Genomic DNA, 16,997 nt, shown 5'->3' with positions numbered 1-16,997 from the left:
CGGATTATCCCCGCATTTCAGCGTTCTGGCGGCGATCCCGCGTGTTGGCGGGCGTTAACCTATTGTCTGGCAATGGAAGGTTAGAACAGCTCACAGCCTGTGAATACTTCGTTTGTTCCGTGTATGTTCCAGCTGTTCGAGCGTGCTTAAGTCGTCACACGTCAAAACATGGTTAAATCTTGGCTTCGATCCCATTGAGGCCCATTTCATCCCATGCTATCCCAGCTTCATGATTTGGGGCTGAGAGGCGGGCGCGGCGGGCGTTCGTCAGGGCATCTAGGGACGGGCCGAAGGGCTCGATTGGACAGGGCGTGTTTCTCTCGACCTATGAGAAGCAGCTGGACGGCAAGCGCCGTCTCCTCATCCCCAACGATTTCCGCACGACCGAAAACGGCGCTGCCGGCGGCGTCTTCATCTTCCCTTCGATCGAGGCCGACTGTCTGGAAGCGGGCGGCGACCGCCTGTTCGCCGTCTATGCCGAGATGATCGAGGCCCTGCCGTTCGGCTCCGAGGAGCGTTCGGCGCTGGAGTGGCAGGTGATGGGCGAGCAGGTGCGCCTGGCCTATGATTCCGGCGGTCGGATCACCTTGCCCGAGGCGCTGTGCGCCGAAGCCGGTCTGGGCGACACCGTCGTCATCGTCGGCCTGAACGACCGTTTCCAGATCTGGTCGCGCGAGAAATGGGCGGCCCGCCGCGCCGAACAGCGCACCCTGGCCAAGGCCGGCATGGCCCAGATCGGCGCCTTGAAGCTGGCGGCCCAGATGAAGCTGGCGGGAGGCGGATCGTGACGGACGCTCCCCCGACTTCTCCCCATGCCCCCGTCCTGCTGGCCGAGGTGATCGAGGCCCTGGCGCCCGCGCTCGGCGATGTCGTGATCGACGCCACCTTCGGCGCCGGCGGCTATACCCGCGCCATCCTGAAGGCCGGCGCCCAGGTCGTCGCTTTGGATCGCGACCCGACGGTCCAGCCGCACGCCGACGCCGTCGCCAGCGACTTTCCTGGCCAGTTCCAGCTGATCCGCACCCCCTTTTCGGGTCTGGCGCAGGCGTTCGCCGACAGCGGCAAGGCGAAGCTGGACGGCGCGGTCTTCGACATCGGCGTCTCGTCGATGCAGCTGGATCAGGCCGAGCGCGGCTTCTCCTTCATGCGCGACGGTCCGCTGGACATGCGCATGTCCGATGAGGGTGCGACTGCCGCCGACATCGTCAACACCTGGGACCACGGTCCCCTGGCGCACATCTTCAAACTTTATGGCGAAGAGCGCCAGTCGGGCCGCGTCGCCACCGCCATCCTGCGTCGCCGCGTCGAACAGCCGTTCACCCGCACCCTGGATCTGGCCGAGGTGGTCGAAAAGACCCTGGGCGGCCGTCGCGGCGCGCCCATCCACCCGGCGACCCGCGTGTTCCAGGCCCTGCGCATCGCGGTCAACGACGAACTGGGCGAGCTGGAACGCGGTCTGGAAGCGGCCGAGGCGACGCTGGCTCCCGGTGGACGCCTCGCCGTCGTCACCTTCCATTCGCTGGAAGACCGCATCGTCAAGGCCTTCCTGACCGAGCGCACGGGCAACAGCCCCGCCGGTTCGCGTCATGCGCCGATGGCCGTCGATCCGCGCAAGCCCAGCTTCACGCTTCAGTTCAAGGGTGCGCGCGAGGCGGGCGACGAAGAGCGTTCCACCAACCCGCGCGCCCGCTCGGCCAAGCTGCGCGCCGCCGTGCGCACCGACGCCCCGGCCTGGGGTCGGATCGACGGGAGAGCGGCGGCATGACCACGGCGCCCTTCTTCACCTATTCCCGCACCGCCCTTCAGCGTCTGTTCGACTGGAAGGTGCGCGGCGTGCGCTGGGTCGAGATCATCGGCGTGGCCCTGGTCGCGATCATGATCGTGTCGGTCTACGCCGCCAAGGCCGCCGCGGCGCGCGAAAGCAGCCGCATCGCCCAGATCGAACAGGACATCCGCGAGAATGGCCAGCGCGTCCGCCTGCTGCGCGCCGAGGTCGCCCGGCTGGAGCAGCCCGCGCGTCTGGAAAGCCTGTCGCGCCAGATCGGCATGGCCCCCGTCGCCGTCGCCCGTCAGGCCAAGGAAGGTCAGCTGACCGCCCTGAAACCCGTCCCCGCTCAACCCGCCGCATCTGCTCCCGCAGCCGCGCCGGCGCCCGCCGCCGTCGCCGATGACGCGCCCGTCCCCACGCCATCGCCGGAGCCGGCGCAATGAGCGTTCAGGATCATCGCTATCACCGCCCGGCGCCGGGCGCCGATTTCCAGGAACGGCTGCAAGGCCGCCTGTCGCCATTCTGGCGCTGGCTGACCGAACTGGTCTGGCGGCTGGAGCATGGCTTCGAGCGCGCCCGCGCCGACGCTCGCCCGGAAGAGGACACCCGCGTCCGCATCTTCCTGATCCTGATCGTCTTTTCCTGCGTCTTCGGCGGCCTGGCCATCGGCGCGTCGTACAAGGCCCTGTTCGCCCCAGCCAACGGTCTGGGACGCGGCGTCAATCCGAACGCCCTGGTGCGCGGCGACCTGACGGACCGCAATGGCGAGCTGCTGGCCACCAACATCGTCCATTACGGCCTCTACATCGACCCGGCCGAGATCTGGGATCGCGACCTGGCCTATCGCCAGATTCGCCGCGCCCTGCCGCGCATCTCGGCCGAGCGTCTGAAGAAGGTGCTGGGCGGCGACCGTCGTCTGATCGCCCTGACCGGCCTGACGCCTCAGGAAAAGGCCGCCGTCCACGACCTGGCGCTGGGCGGCGTCACCTTCGAGCCCGAAGACCGCCGCGCCTATCCGCTGGGAACCTCGGCCGTCCACCTGATCGGCGACGCCGACACGGGCGGGCAGGGCGTCTCGGGCGCCGAGCTGGCCTTCAACGACGAGATCCGCGCGGCCGGTCAGCGCGGCGAGGCCTTCCCCCTGTCCATCGACCTGCGCGTCCAGGGCGTGCTGGAAAACGAACTCGCCGCCGCCGCGATCAAGAACCAGGCCAAGGGCGCCGTCGGCATCGTCACCGACGTCCAGACCGGCGAGGTGCTGGGCATGGCGTCCTGGCCGACCTTCAACTCGGCCGATCGCCGCGCGGCGCCCGACGGCGCCACGCTGAACCGCGCGGTTTCGGGCCACTACGAAATGGGCTCGGTGTTCAAGACCTTCACCGTCGCCGCCGGCCTCGACACCGGCCGGGCCGACATGAACACCCTGTTCGACGCCTCCCAGGCCTTCCAGATCGGCGATCGCAAGATCAAGGACTTCCACGCCCAGAACCGGGTGATGACGCTGGAAGAGGTCTATCTGCACTCCTCCAACATCGGCACGTCGCAATTGGCGGTGCAGATGGGGCCCAACACCATGCGGGACTATTTCCGTCGCCTGGGCCTGCTGGACGCCGCCGAGATCGAGCTGAAGGAATCGGCCAAGCCCGTCGTGCCGCGTCGCTGGGACAACTCGACCCTGGCGTCGCTTTCCTTTGGCTATGGCATCATGATCACTCCGGCCCAGATGGTTCAGGCCATGGGCGCCCTGACCAATGGCGGTCGGATGATCCCGCTGTCGCTCCGCAAGGGCGGCGCCCGCAACGTCCAGCCGCAACAGGTCGTGACCGAAGAGACCTCGCGCGCCATTCTCGACCTGCTGCGTCGCAACGTGGTCAAGGGTTCGGGCGGCTTCGCCGACGCGCCGGGCCTGCGGGTCGGCGGCAAGACCGGCTCGGCCAACAAACTGGTCGGCGGTCGCTATGACCCCAGCCATGCCTTGGGTTCCTTCGCGGCGGTCTTCCCCGTCGACGGCCCGCTGAACGGCAAGCGCTACGCCATCCTGATCGTGATGGACGAGCCGGGGACCTATCCCAAGACCGGCGCCTATGTCGCTGCGCCCGCCGTGCACAATATCGCCGACCGCATCGCCGGCTTCCTGGGCGTCGAACGCCGCGACGACCGCTGGCGCACGGCCTCGGGCGAGAAGATCCCGCAGTATCAGGACGTGGCGGGGGACGGGCTTTGAGCGCGCTTCACCTGTCCGACCTGCTGCGCCGCGACGTGTCCTCGGATCCCGTCATCACCGGCGTCACCGCCGACAGCCGCAAGGTCTCGCCCGGCGCTCTGTTCGTCGCCCTGCCGGGCACGGCCGCCGACGGCCGCGCCTTCATCCCCCAGGCGCTGGCGCAAGGGGCCGCTGCAGTTCTGGCGCCGACCGACACACCGGATGGCGCGGCACCCGTTCTGGTCACCTCGGGCGACGTGCGCCGGGCCTATGCCATCGCCGCGCGGGGCTTTTACGGCGCCCAGCCCAAGACCTGCGTCGCCGTAACCGGCACCAACGGCAAGACCTCGGTCGCCACCTTCTGCCGCCAGATCTGGGCCGGGATCGGCCACAAGTCCGCCAGCATGGGCACGCTGGGCGTCATCGGCCAGAAGGGGGCCAAGACCTACGCCCTGACCGGCCCTGGCCTGACCAGCCCCGACGCCGCCGAGGCCGCGCGCCTGATGGCCGAACTGGCCGCCAAGGACGTGACCCACGTCGCGCTGGAGGCCTCGTCCCACGGCATCGACCAGCGCCGCCTGGACGGGGTCGCCCTGAAAGCCGCCGCCTTCACCAACCTGACCCAGGACCACCTCGATTATCACGGCACCATGGCGGACTACCGGTCCGCCAAGATGCGCCTGTTCGAGACCCTGCTGCCGCGCGGCCGCACCGCCGTGCTGAACGCCGATTCCGACGCCTATTCGGTCTTCGCCTCCGCCTCGATCATGGCGGGCCTGGGCGTCATGGGCGTGGGCGAGCGCGGTCGCGACCTGACCCTGATCGGCCGTCGCGCGACGCCTGAGGGTCAGCGTCTGACGATCGACGTGCGCGGCGACATTCGCGAAATCCTGCTGCCCCTGGCCGGCGCGTTTCAGGCGTCCAACGCCCTCGTAGCGGCCGGGCTGTGCATCGCCGCCGGCGATCCCGCCGACGCCGTCATCGGCGCGCTGGAAGGCCTGACCGGCGCGCAAGGCCGCCTCCAACGCATCGACGGCGGCCAGGAAGGCCAAGACACAAAAGGAAGGGGCGAGGTCTATGTCGACTACGCCCACACGCCCGACGGGCTCGAGACGGTTCTGAACGCGCTGCGTCCCCACGCGACGGGCCGCCTGATCGTCGTCTTCGGCGCCGGCGGCGACCGCGATCGCGGCAAGCGCCCCCTGATGGGCGAGATCGCCGGGCGTCTGGCCGACATCGCTATCGTCACCGACGACAATCCGCGATCCGAAGACGCCGCCGCCATCCGCGCCCAGGTCCGCGCCGGCTGCCCGGACGGGATAGAGATCGGCGACCGCCGCGCCGCCATCGAGGCCGCCGTCGAAATGATGCGTGACGGGGATGTGGTGGTCATCGCCGGAAAAGGGCATGAACAGGGTCAGATCGTCGCGGGCGTGACCCACCCCTTCGACGACGCTACTGTCGCGTCCGAGGCCCTGTCTCTCTATGCCTGAACACTCCGCCCGCCCGCTCTGGTCGGCCGCCGAAGTCGCCGCCGCCACGGGCGGCGTGCTGCAGGGCGACGACCGCCCGATCACGGGCGTCACCTACAACAGCCGCGAGATCGTCCCCGGCGACCTGTTTCTGGCGCTGAAGGGCGAACGTGACGGGCATCAGTTCGCCAGCGGCGCCTTCGCATCGGGCGCTGCGGCCGCCCTGGTCGAACATCCGGTCGAGGGCGGCCCGTGCGTCGTCGTGCCCGACACCTTGGGCGGCCTCGAAGCCCTGGGCGTCGCCGCCCGCGAGCGCGCGCCGCATGTGAAGCGCGGCGCCGTCACCGGCAGCGTCGGCAAGACCAGCGTCACCCAGGCCATCAAGGCGGGCCTTGACCTCGCCGGTCCCGCCCACGGTTCGATCAAGAGCTACAACAACCACATCGGCGTGCCCCTGACCCTGGCCCGGATGCCGGTCGAGACCCAGCGCGCCGTGTTCGAGATCGGCATGAATGCGCCCGGCGAGATCGCGCCCCTGTCGCGCTTCGTCGCCCCCCACGCCGCCTGCGTCACCACCATCGGTCCGGTGCATATCGAGGCCTTCGCGGACGGCGAGGCCGGGGTCGCGCGTGAAAAGGCGACCATCTTCCAAGGTCTGGTTCCCGGCGGCGCGGCGGTGGCGAACGGCGACGTCGCCTTCTCGGCCGTCCTGTGCGACGCGGCCAAGGCGGTCGACGCGCGCCTGCTGACGTTCGGCTCCGACGCCGGCCATGACGCCCGTCTGCTGGACTTCCGGCCGGATGCCGAGGGCGCCGCGGTCGCCGCCGAACTGTTCGGGCGACGCATCGACTATCGCCTGGCCCAGTCCGGCGCCCACTGGGGCCTGAACAGCCTGTGCGTGCTCTTGATGCTCGACGCCCTGGACGTGACGCTGGAGACGGGTCTCGAAGCCCTCGCCGGGTTCCAGCCTTTGGCCGGACGCGGCCAGACGCGCACGGTCACGACGCCGGATGGCGGCTTCACCCTGATCGACGAAAGCTACAACGCCAATCCGCTGTCCATGGCCGCCGGGTTCAAGACGCTGGGCGCGCGCTCGACCTCGGGCCGCCGCGTGGTGGTGCTGACCGACATGCTGGAGCTGGGCGAGCAGAGCCGCGACCTGCATGAAGGTCTCGCCGGCCCCATCGACGCCGCCGGCCTCGACCTGGTCCACGCCGCCGGGCCCGAGATGCGCTGGCTCTACGACGCGCTTCCGGTTTCTAGACGCGGCGTCTGGCGCGCGACGGCGGCGGAACTGGCGGCCGAGGCGGCCCTGCTGGTCGCGCCCGGCGACATCGTCATGGTCAAGGGCTCGAACGGCTCCAAGGCCTCGCTGGTGGCCAAGGCGCTGGCCGATCTTCAAGGCCGCGACACGCCGCCCGCGACGCGATAGGGAAGCCGAATGTTTTACCTGCTCTATCTCTACTACGCCGACGTGGCGCACCAGTATCCGCTGCTGAACCTGGTTCAGTACCAGACGGTGCGCATGGCTCTCGCCATGGCCACCGCCATGATCGTCGCCGTCGCCATGGGCAGCCGCTTCATCAACTGGATCCGCGCCAAACAGGGCCGAGGCCAGCCGATCCGCGACGACGGCCCGGTGTCACACCTGTCCAAGGTCGGCACCCCGACGATGGGCGGTCTGATGATCCTGGCAGGCATCGGCGTGGCGGTGCTGCTCTGGGGCGACCTGACCAATCCCTACATCTGGATCGTCAGCTTCGTGACGGCGGCTTTCGGCGTGCTGGGCTTCATCGACGACTACGCCAAGGTGACCAAACAAACCTCGGCCGGCCTGACCTCCAAGCAGAAGCTCCTGGCCCAGACCGTCGTCGCCGTCGTCGCCGGCGTCCTGACCGTGTTGTGGATGACCGTCTCGCCGACCTCGCCGGGGCTCGAGACGTCGATCGCCTTCCCCTTCTTCAAGGCCGTGCTGCTGAACATCGGCTGGTTCTATGTGGCGTTCGCGGCCTTCACCATCGTCGGCTTCTCCAATGCGGTGAACCTGACGGACGGTCTGGACGGTCTGGCGACCGTGCCGGTGATGATGGCGGCGGGCGCGTTCGGCGTGATCAGCTACCTCGCCGGCAACTTCGTCTTCGCCCAGTATCTTCAGGTCCACCACGTGCCTGGCGCGGGCGAACTGGCCATCTTCTGCGCGGCCATGATCGGCGGCGGCGCGGGCTTCCTGTGGTACAACGCCCCGCCGGCCAAGATCTTCATGGGCGACACCGGTTCGCTGGCCCTGGGCGGCGCCCTGGGCGCCATCGCCGTCACCACCAAGCACGAACTGGTCCTGGGCATCGTCGGCGGACTGTTCGTCATGGAGGCCGCCTCGGTCATGATCCAGGTCGGCTATTACAAGCTGACCAAGAAGCGCATCTTCCTGATGGCGCCGGTCCACCACCATTTCGAGAAGATGGGCTGGCCGGAATCCACCGTCGTCATCCGCTTCTGGATCATCGCCGGCGCCCTGGCCCTGCTGGGCCTGTCCACGCTGAAGCTGCGCTGATCCGATGATCCCCGTTCCCGGCTTTGAGGGCAGGCGGGTCGCGGTCTTCGGCCTGGGACGGTCGGGGATCACGGCCGCGCGCGCCCTTCAGGCCGGGGGCGCGATCCCGGTCCTGTGGGACGACGGCGAGGCCGGCCGGGCGCAGGCGAAAGGCGAGGGCTTTACGGTCGAGGATCTGGCCGCCGCCGACTGGTCCGACTTCGCCGCCCTTGTCTTGTCGCCCGGCGCGCCCCTGACCCATCCCAGGCCGCACTGGACCGTGGACCTGGCCCGCGCGGCCGGCGTGCCCGTCCTCGGCGACATCGAGCTGTTCGCTCGCGCCCTGGCCGCCCGGCCGCAGGATCAGCGGCCGCGCGTCGTCGCGATCACCGGCACCAACGGCAAGTCCACCACCACCGCCCTGATCGGCTGGGTGCTGAAGTCGGCGGGCCTGACGGTTCACGTCGGCGGCAATATCGGCGTCGGCGTCCTGGCCCTGCCCGAACCCACGCCCGACGCCGTCTATGTGATCGAGGTCTCCAGCTACCAACTCGACCTGACCACGACCTTCGCCCCCGATGTCGCCATCCTGACCAACATCAGCCCCGACCACCTGGACCGCCACGGCGGCATGGACGGCTATGTCGCGGCCAAGGCGCGCATCTTCACAGGGCAGGGAGTGGACGGCGTGGGCTTGGTCGGCGTGGACGATACATGGGGGCAGGGGATTGCGTCCCGACTTTCCCAACGTGTGATCGCTATCTCGTCAAATCCTTCTCCCCCGAGGGGAGAAGGCTACGTGGCGCTGCCCGGTGCGATCTGGACTAAAGATCGCGAACTCGTAAACCTCACCGCCGCCCGTTCGCTTCCCGGCCGCCACAACGCCCAGAACGCCGCCTTCGCCTATGCGACCGCCCGGGCGCTCGGCATTGATCACGACGCCGCCGTCGCCGGCCTGCTGTCCTTCCCCGGCCTGGCGCACCGAATGGAGGCGGTCGGCCGCCTCGGCTCCGTGCGCTTCATCAACGATTCCAAGGCCACCAACGCCGACGCCGCGCGTCAGGCCCTGGCCTCCTACCGTTCCGTCTTCTGGATCGCCGGCGGCGCGCCCAAAGCCGGCGGCATCGTGGACCTGGCCGACCTGTTCCCCCGCATCGCCAAGGCCTATCTGATCGGCGACGCGGCCCCGGCCTTCGCCGAAACACTTGCTGAGACGCCTCACGTCATCGCCCGCACCCTCGACGCCGCCGTGGCCGCCGCCGCCGCCGATGCGGCCTCGGCCGGCGGCGACCAGATCGTCCTTCTGTCCCCCGCCTGCGCCAGCTTCGATCAGTTCAAGGACTTCGAGGCGCGCGGCGAGGCCTTCCGCGCCGCCGTCCTGGCCCTCGGCGCCGTCCCGGAAACCGCGTCATGAGCGCTCCCTACACCCCCGCCTTTTCCCGCAACGACCAGAGCCATGTGGCCCAGTGGTTCTGGACCGTGGATCGCGGCCTGCTGGGCGCGGCGCTCGCGCTGATGGCCCTGGGCGTGGCGCTCAGCTTCGCCTCCAGCCCCGCCGCCATCCTGGCCGATGAATCGATCACCGACCCCTTCCATTATTCCTGGCGGATGATGGTCTTTTCGGGCGTGGGGCTCAGCATCATGCTGACAACCTCGCTGATGTCGCCGCGCGGCGTGCGACGCATCGCGGTCCTGGCCCTGTTCGGCGCCATCGTCGTGATGATGGCCTTGCCGTTCATTGGCGACACGGTGAAGGGGGCCGCCCGCTGGGTGAACTTCGGCCCCTTCAGTCTGCAACCGTCCGAGTTCGCCAAGCCCGGCCTGATCGTCTTCGCCGCCTGGATGTTCGCCGAGGCGCAAAAGGGCCAAGGGGTGCCCGGCGTGACCATAGCGTTCGGTTTCTACGCCCTGACCGTCTCCCTACTGCTGATCCAGCCCGACATCGGCCAGACCCTTCTGATCACCACCACCTTCATGGCCGTCTTCTTCATGGCGGGTGTGCCGTTCAAATGGATGGCGGTTCTGGCGAGCCTGGGCATGGCGGGGCTGGTGTCGCTCTATTTCGTCTTCGGACACATGCGCGACCGCCTCAGCCGCTTCTTCTCGCCCGAGACGACCGACACCCATCAGATCGACAGCGCTTCGGAGGCCATCCGCGCCGGCGGCCTGCTGGGACGCGGCATCGGCGAGGGCGTGATGAAGCGTCGCGTGCCCGACCTGCACACCGACTTCATCTATTCCGTCGGCGCCGAGGAGTTCGGCCTGATCCTCAGCCTGATCATGATTAGCCTCTACGCCTTCATCGTCATTCGCGGCATGCGCCGGGCGATGAAGCTGACCGACCCGTTCGAGCAGACGGCGGCCGCGGGCCTGTTCATGCTGATCGGGCTTCAGGCCTGCATCAACGTCGCGGTGAACCTGAACCTGATCCCGACCAAGGGCATGACCCTGCCCTTCATCAGCTACGGCGGCTCCTCCATGCTGGCGATGGGTCTGACTATGGGTTTTGCGCTCGCCCTGACGCGACGCCGCCCCGGCGCCTACGAACCCGGCGCCAGCCTGACCCTGGGCCGGCGGTTGCTGTAGTCCGCCGAAGCGTTCCGTCATCCTAGGCCTTGTGCCTAGTATCCATAAACTCGGCCTTGTCCGCTCGGACCCTCTCGGTCGATACCGGGCGTATGGATCCTCGCCACAAGGGCGAGGATGACGGGGTCGGCAGGCTAGCCAGCATTCTCTGACGACCAGACCCGAGCGATTTCGGCCACTTACCGCTCGCGATCGACCGTCTCCTGCCCACGCCGCAAAACCGTGCGATCCTGTCGCCGCCCCATGCCTCGCCGCCCCGTTCCTGACCGACATTAGACAGATTAGACGAATTAGACGGTGTTTTTGCCTGCCCACCGTCTGAACTTCAGACTATTCAGACCCTCTTTTTCGGAGCCTCGCCCATGACCAAGCTCTGCGTCGTCGCCGCCGGCGGCACCGGCGGCCATATGTTCCCGGCCGAGGCGCTGGCGCGCGAGATGGCGGCGCGCGGCTGGCGGGTGGTGCTGGCGACTGATCACCGGGGCGAACAATATGCCCACGCCTTCCCCGCCGAGGAACGGCTGGCGCTGGACGCCGCCACCGGCTCCGGCCCCCTGGGTCTGATCAAGGCCGGCGTCGCCATCTTCAAGGGCGTGGTCCAGGCACGAACGGCCTTCGACCGGCTGGGCGCCGACGTCGTCGTCGGCTTCGGCGGCTATCCGTCCGCCCCGGCCCTGGTCGCCGCCGTCACGTCCCAGCGACCGACGGTGATCCATGAACAGAATGCGGTCCTGGGCCGCACCAACCGCATCCTGGCCCCCTATGTGGGTCAGGTCGCCTCGTCCTTCCCGACGCTGGAACGCGCGCCGGCCAAGGTCCAGGGCCGATCCCATGTTGTCGGCTCTCCGGTGCGGGCCGAGATCCGCGCCCTGTTCGACCGCCCCTATGCGGCTCCCGACGCCGATGGCCCCATCCATGTGCTGGTCACCGGCGGCAGCCAGGGCGCCCGCATCCTGTCCGAGACCACGCCCCGCGCGCTGGCCGCCCTGCCAGAAGCCCTGCGCCGCCGCCTGAAGGTGCAGCAGCAGTCCCGCCCCGAGACGCTGGAAGCCGCCCGCCAGATCTATCTGGAGGCCGGGATCGAGGCCGAGGTCGCCCCCTTCTTCCGCGACATGGCTGACCGACTGTCCAGGGCCCATCTGGTCGTCGGCCGTTCCGGCGCCTCGACCTGCGCCGAACTGGCGGTCGCGAACCTGCCGTCCGTCCTGATCCCGCTGAAGATCGCCACCGACGACCACCAGCGCCTGAACGCCAAAGCCCTGACCGACGCGGGCGCGGCCGAGGTCATTCTGGAAGACGACCTGACCGTCGATCGCCTGGCTTCGACCCTGACCGGCGTCCTGTCCGATCCGGCGCGCCTGTCGGCCATGTCCGCCGCCGCCCGCAGCGTCGCCATCCCCGACGCCGCTCAACGCCTGGCCGACCTCGTCGAGGCGACGGCTCAACCGCAAAGGCCCTGATGCGTTAAGGAAGCCATGCCTCCCGAGATCATCGCCGTCACCCGCCAGATCCGCGCCCTGTGGCATCGGTTCGACTGGCTGCCCGAATGGGCGGTCATCGGCCTGGTGCTGCTGGTCTTCGTCGGCGGCGGCTGGCTGACGCACAAGATCGCCTTCGCCATCCTGCGTCGCGTCGTTCGCAACAAGGATCTCTTCTGGCGCGGCGTGGTCGAGCGTGCGCGGGTCAAGCTGCGCGTCCTGATCATCATCATCGGCATCGGCATCGGCGTGACCGTCTCGCCGATGGATCCCGGTCCATCCGAGGATATCCGCAGCGCCCTGTTGTTCCTGTTCATCCTGACCCTCGGCTGGATGGCGTCGGGCGTGCTCGACATGTGGTCGGTCATGCACCTCAAGCGGTACAACATCGCCGTCGAGGACAATCTGCTGGCCAGGAAGCACCTGACCCAGACCCGCATCCTGCAGCGGGTGGCCAAGGTCGTGCTGTTCATCGTCACCGTGGGCCTGGCACTGATGACCATCGCCGGCTTCCGTCAGTGGGGCGTCAGCCTGCTGGCCTCGGCCGGCGTCGTCGGCATCATCGCCGGTCTGGCGCTTCAGCCGATCCTGACGAACATGGTCGCCGGCATCCAGATCGCCCTGACCCAGCCCATCCGCCTGGACGACGCGGTCATCGTCGAGAACGAGTGGGGCAATGTCGAGGAGATCACCTCGACCTATGTGGTGGTCAAGCTGTGGGACTGGCGCCGGATGGTGCTGCCCCTGTCCTATTTCATCACCAAGCCCTTCCAGAACTGGACGCGCGAGAACGCCCGCCTGATCGGCGTGGCCTTCTTCTACGTCGACTACGAAGCGCCCATCGACCGGCTGCGCACCGCCTTCGAGGGCATCGTCAAGGCGTCCAAACACTGGGACGGCGACGTGCAGGTGATGCAGGTCACCGACATCACCGAACGCGTGCTTCAGGTGCGCTGCCTGGCCAGCGCCCGCTCGGCCCCGGTCGCCTTCGACCTGCGCTGCGAGATCCGCGAGAAGCTGATGGCCTTCATGCGCGACGAATGCCGCGAGGCCCTGCCGCGCGACCGCATCGAATGGCCGCAAGGGTCGGACAAGCCCGCCGAGGGGGCCGTCAGTCCGCCAGCGCCCTTTGTCCCTGGCTGATGGCCTGCTGCAGCGTCAGCGCCTCGGCCGGACGTTCAGCCCCGCAGGCGATGGCCAGCAGCTCGGCTGCATCCCCGCCCGGCGCGGCGTCATAGGCGGGGGCGGGGTCCGGGGTCGCTGGCCCTTCCGTCCCGTCCGCTTTCAAGGAGGAGAAGTCCAACCGATCCGCCGTCTTCGCCCGACAGTCGAACGCCCACCGCGACCAGCCCCCGACATAGGTCACGTCGCCAACCTTGAACCCGGCCTCGGTCACCTGCAGCTCCCGCATCCGCGCCATATCGCCCTCGCGCTCGATCGAGGCGGCGTCGGCATAGATGGCGAACCGCCCCACGCCGGTCGGGACCAGCTGAGGATCGGCGAGCGCGAGCAGCAGGGCGATCATGCGACCAGGGTCTCCGCCTGTTTCAGGTCCACGCTGACCAGTTGGCTCATGCCGCGCTCGGGCATGGTGACGCCATACAGCCGGTCCATCCGGCTCATGGTGACGGGGTTGTGGGTGATGACGATGAAGCGGGTGTCGGTGCGGCTGCGCATCTCGTGCAGCATCCGGCAGAAGCGGTCCACGTTGGCGTCGTCCAGCGGCGCGTCCACCTCGTCCAGCACGCAGACCGGCGCGGGGTTGGCCAGGAAGACGCCGAAGATCAGGGCCGCCGCCGTCAGGGCCTGTTCGCCGCCGCTCATCAGGCTCATGACCGACAACCGCTTGCCGGGCGGGCAGGCGTAGATCTCCAGCCCCGCCTCCAGCGGGTCGTCGCTCTCGACCAGCTTCAGCTCCGCCTGCCCCCCGCCGAACAGGGCTTCGAACAGGGTCTTGAAGTTGGCGTTGATCACGTCGAACGCCGCCACCAGCCGCTCGCGGCCCTCGGCGTTCAGCTCGTCGATGCCGTCGCGCAGCTTGGCGATGGCCTGGGTCAGGTCGATCCGTTCCGACTTCATGCTGTTCAGCCGCTCGCCGTATTCGACCGCCTCGTCCTCGGCGCGCAAGTTGACGGCCCCCAGGGCCTCGCGCTCGCGCTCCAGCCCGTAGAGCAGGCTCTCGGCCCCGGCGGCGTCGGGCGGGCGGGCGATGGCGTCGTCCGTCAGCTTCTGACCCAGCTCCTTGGGCGACATCTGCGCCGTCTCGCGCAGGGTGGTCTCGGCTTCGGTCAGCTTCTCGGCGGCGGCTTCGGCGCGGGCGGCCAGGCCGGCGCGCGCCTCGCGGGCCTGTGACGCGGCGGTCTCGGCGGCGCGCGATGCGCGGTCGGCCTCGGTCGCCTGGGTCTCGGCGACGGCCATAGCGTCCGACGCCGCCTGTTTCCTCTGTTCGGCGGCGACCAGCGTGTCCAGCAGCTTGCCGCGCTGTTCGGCGAAGCCCTGTGGCGCGACCTCGGCCTGTTTCAGCAGGGCGGCCGTCCGGTCTGCGTCCTTGGCCAGGGCGGCGACGCGGCCGGCGCTGTCCTTGGCCCTGGTCACCCAGCCTTCGCGCGCGCGGGTCAGGCTGCCCAGGCGCTGCTCGCGGCCCTGACGATCGCGGGCCTCGGCGTCGCGGTCCGACCGGGCGGTCTGGGCGGCGGCGCGGGCGGCGTCGGCGGCGGCGCGGGCGGCGGTCAGTTCGTCGCGCAGGCCGGCGATCGTCTCGGACGGGGCGTTGGTGGTCTGAGCGGCGTCAAAGGCGGCTTGCGCCTCGGCTGCGTCGGCCGCCAGTCGGGTCACGGTGTCGTCCAGCGCCTGGGCGCGCGCCTCGCGACGGGCCTGCTCGCGGGCCAGGGTCTCGACGCGGTCGCGGGCGACGGTCACGGCCTTGTCGGCGGCGAAGGGCTTCAGGCGTGCGGCCTTGACCGCCTCTTCGGCGGCGCGGAAGGCTTCCGTCGCTGACTTCTGCGTTGCCTGCGCCTGATCTAGCGCCGGTCTGCCCTTGTCGATCTCGGCCTCCAGTTCGGCCAGGCGCGTGCGCTGGGCCAGCCGCACGGCGGCCGGGCGCGGCGCCTCGGCGCGGCTGACGAACCCGTCCCAGCGATAGAGGTCGCCCTCGACCGTCACCAGGCGCGAGCCGGGAGGCAGAGCCTGAGCCAGTCGAGTAGCGTCTGACTTGGGCGCCACACCGCAAAGAGCGAGGCGCGCGGTCAGCTGTGCCGGCGCCTGAACATGATCCGAAAGCGGCATGATACCGGCAGGCCAGGACGGGGAGGGCGCGTCCGCTCCGCCCCAGTAGGCGGCGGCGCGGGCGTCAAGGGCGGCGTCCAGATCGTCGCCCAGGGCGGCGGCCAGGGCGGCCTCGAACCCCTTGTCGGCGCGCACCTTGTCCAACGCGGGCGGATGGTCGCGCTTGCCGGTGACCAGCAGTTGGGCCAGGCCGCGCGCCTCGGTCTGGAGTCGGCCAAGCCGGTCCTCTGCGGCGCGGGCGGCGGTGCGGGCCTCCTGTTCAGCGCGCGCAAGTTCGCCGCGCAGCGCCTCGGCGGCCTCGACGGCGTCGTGCGCGGCGGCAAGGTCGGCCTGCGCCGCTTCCAGCGCCTGGCGGGCGGTCTCCAGCTCAGGCGTTTCCAGCGGCCCCAGAGCCTCGCGTTCGCGTCGGGCCTGGTCGTGCTGGGCGGCGACGCGGGCCAGTCGGGCCTCGGCGTCGCGCTTGCGGGCCGTTTCGGCGTTGGCGCGGGCCTCGACGGCGGCCAGCATGCCCGCCAGCCGTTCGACCTCGCCGTCGGCAGCCTTGCGGGCGTCCTCGGCGGCGGCCAGAGCCTTGTCCAGTTCGGGGCCGCGTTCGGGAGCGGCGGCGATCTCGGCCTTGAGCCGGGCCAGTTCGTTGTCGAGCCGGTCCAGTTCGCGCTGGGCGTCGGCGGCCATGCCGTCTTCGCGCGCGGCGTCGGCGGCGATGCGGGCGGCCTCGGCCTTGAGGCGATCCACTTCCGCGCGGGCCGCCTGTTCAGCCATGTCCAGCCGGTCGCGCTCCAGGCTGGCGCGGTGCAGCAGGGCGGAGGCCACGGCGTCCTCTTCCCGCGCGGGCTTCAGGGCTTCCTGGGCGGACAGGGCGGCCGTCTGGGCGGCGGCGGCGGCGGTCGTGGTTTCGGCGACGGCGGCGTCGGCCGCGCGCAGTTCGGCGGCGGCGGCCTCTGCGGCCAGACGCGCGTCGTTCCAGCGCACATAGAGCAGGGCGGCCTGAAGGGCGCGGATCTCTGCCGAGATCTTCTTGTACTTCTCGGCCTGGCGAGCTTCGCGCTTCAGCCGGTTCAACGCCGTCTCAAGCTCACGGCCGATGTCGTCCAGCCGGTCCAGATTGGTCTCGGCGGCCTTGAGGCGTAGCTCGGCCTCGTGCCGACGGGTGTGCAGACCGGCGACGCCGCCCGCCTCTTCCAAAATGCGGCGGCGGTTCTGCGGCTTGGCGGCGATCAGTTCCGAGATCTGGCCCTGACGCACCAGGGCGGGCGAGTTGGCGCCGGTCGAGGCGTCGGCGAACAGCAGTTGCACATCGCGGGCGCGCACCTCCTTGCCGTTGATGCGATAGGTCGAGCCCTGACCCCGGTCGATCCGGCGCGACACCTCCAACACCGGTGAGTCGGTGAAGGGCTGGGGCGCGCGACGTTGGGCGTTGTCGATGGTCAGGCTGACTTCGGCGTGGCTGCGCGGGGGGCGGCCGGCGGCCCCGGCGAAGATGACGTCGTCCATGCCCTGGCCGCGCATGGCCTTGGCCGAATTGGCCCCCATCACCCAGCGCAGGCTTTCAAGGACGTTGGACTTGCCGCAGCCGTTGGGGCCGACGACGCCGGTCAGGCCGGATTCGATGTGCACCTCCGCCGGATCGACGAACGACTTGAAGCCGACGAGCCGTAGGCGCTGGAACTGCATC

General features: G+C 69.5%; 13 protein-coding genes. 11 read left to right on the top strand and 2 right to left on the bottom strand.

The genetic code is table 11. The annotated features are described in order from the left end of the window. Positions 1-311: 311 nt before the first annotated feature. The 11 genes from KAK88_RS14035 to KAK88_RS13985 all read left to right on the top strand — a co-directional run bounded on the left by KAK88_RS14035 (position 312) and on the right by KAK88_RS13985 (position 13,180). On the top strand, positions 312-788 hold the full coding sequence (locus KAK88_RS14035; protein ID WP_242077096.1) for a division/cell wall cluster transcriptional repressor MraZ: 477 nt from the start codon (positions 312-314) through the stop codon (positions 786-788). Next, positions 785-1,765: a 16S rRNA (cytosine(1402)-N(4))-methyltransferase RsmH gene (gene rsmH / locus KAK88_RS14030; RefSeq protein WP_242077095.1), complete on the top strand. Its 981-nt coding sequence runs from the start codon at positions 785-787 to the stop codon at positions 1,763-1,765. The genes KAK88_RS14035 and rsmH overlap by 4 nt, the downstream gene beginning before the upstream one ends. Beyond that, complete coding sequence (gene ftsL / locus KAK88_RS14025) at positions 1,762-2,211, top strand: cell division protein FtsL (RefSeq protein WP_017504536.1); 450 nt, start codon at positions 1,762-1,764, stop codon at positions 2,209-2,211. The genes rsmH and ftsL overlap by 4 nt, the downstream gene beginning before the upstream one ends. Next, entirely contained in the window at positions 2,208-3,992 is a 1,785-nt protein-coding gene (locus KAK88_RS14020; RefSeq protein ID WP_242077094.1) for a peptidoglycan D,D-transpeptidase FtsI family protein, read from the top strand. The genes ftsL and KAK88_RS14020 overlap by 4 nt, the downstream gene beginning before the upstream one ends. After that, a complete protein-coding gene (locus KAK88_RS14015) occupies positions 3,989-5,464 on the top strand; it encodes a UDP-N-acetylmuramoyl-L-alanyl-D-glutamate--2,6-diaminopimelate ligase (protein WP_242077093.1) in 1,476 nt (491 codons plus the stop codon). Before KAK88_RS14020 ends, KAK88_RS14015 begins: the two co-directional genes overlap by 4 nt. Then, entirely contained in the window at positions 5,457-6,875 is a 1,419-nt protein-coding gene (locus KAK88_RS14010) for a UDP-N-acetylmuramoyl-tripeptide--D-alanyl-D-alanine ligase (RefSeq protein WP_242077092.1), read from the top strand. The genes KAK88_RS14015 and KAK88_RS14010 overlap by 8 nt, the downstream gene beginning before the upstream one ends. 9 nt (positions 6,876-6,884) lie before the next feature. Further along, positions 6,885-7,994 carry a phospho-N-acetylmuramoyl-pentapeptide-transferase gene (gene mraY / locus KAK88_RS14005; protein WP_242077091.1) on the top strand — a complete coding sequence of 370 codons (1,110 nt, stop codon included), beginning with the start codon at positions 6,885-6,887 and terminating at the stop codon, positions 7,992-7,994. Between the two features lie 4 nt (positions 7,995-7,998). Next, positions 7,999-9,387 (top strand): UDP-N-acetylmuramoyl-L-alanine--D-glutamate ligase, encoded by a 1,389-nt coding sequence (gene murD, locus KAK88_RS14000; RefSeq protein ID WP_242077090.1) that lies wholly within the window; start codon positions 7,999-8,001, stop codon positions 9,385-9,387. Beyond that, on the top strand, positions 9,384-10,559 hold the full coding sequence (locus KAK88_RS13995) for a peptidoglycan glycosyltransferase FtsW (protein WP_039246861.1): 1,176 nt from the start codon (positions 9,384-9,386) through the stop codon (positions 10,557-10,559). Before murD ends, KAK88_RS13995 begins: the two co-directional genes overlap by 4 nt. A gap of 362 nt (positions 10,560-10,921) precedes the next feature. Next, positions 10,922-12,019 (top strand): undecaprenyldiphospho-muramoylpentapeptide beta-N-acetylglucosaminyltransferase, encoded by a 1,098-nt coding sequence (gene murG, locus KAK88_RS13990; protein ID WP_242077089.1) that lies wholly within the window; start codon positions 10,922-10,924, stop codon positions 12,017-12,019. Positions 12,020-12,034: 15 nt separating this feature from the next. Next, a complete protein-coding gene (locus KAK88_RS13985) occupies positions 12,035-13,180 on the top strand; it encodes a mechanosensitive ion channel family protein (RefSeq protein WP_242077088.1) in 1,146 nt (381 codons plus the stop codon). On the opposite strand, the gene KAK88_RS13980 is transcribed toward KAK88_RS13985, so the two are convergent. Together KAK88_RS13980 and smc are read right to left on the bottom strand one after the other, a co-directional pair. Beyond that, positions 13,149-13,562, bottom strand: a complete 414-nt coding sequence (locus KAK88_RS13980; RefSeq protein ID WP_242077087.1) for a surface-adhesin E family protein — start codon at positions 13,560-13,562, stop codon at positions 13,149-13,151. The two genes, KAK88_RS13985 and KAK88_RS13980, sit on opposite strands and share 32 nt — an antisense overlap. Further along, on the bottom strand, positions 13,559-16,996 hold the full coding sequence (gene smc, locus KAK88_RS13975; RefSeq protein WP_242077086.1) for a chromosome segregation protein SMC: 3,438 nt from the start codon (positions 16,994-16,996) through the stop codon (positions 13,559-13,561). Before smc ends, KAK88_RS13980 begins: the two co-directional genes overlap by 4 nt. Position 16,997 lies beyond the last annotated feature (1 nt).

This window comes from Brevundimonas diminuta, from assembly GCF_022654015.1.
Taxonomy (GTDB): domain Bacteria; phylum Pseudomonadota; class Alphaproteobacteria; order Caulobacterales; family Caulobacteraceae; genus Brevundimonas; species Brevundimonas diminuta_C.
Note: the sequence above shows the minus strand (reverse complement) of the source record. Positions and strands in the feature narration are given on the sequence as shown.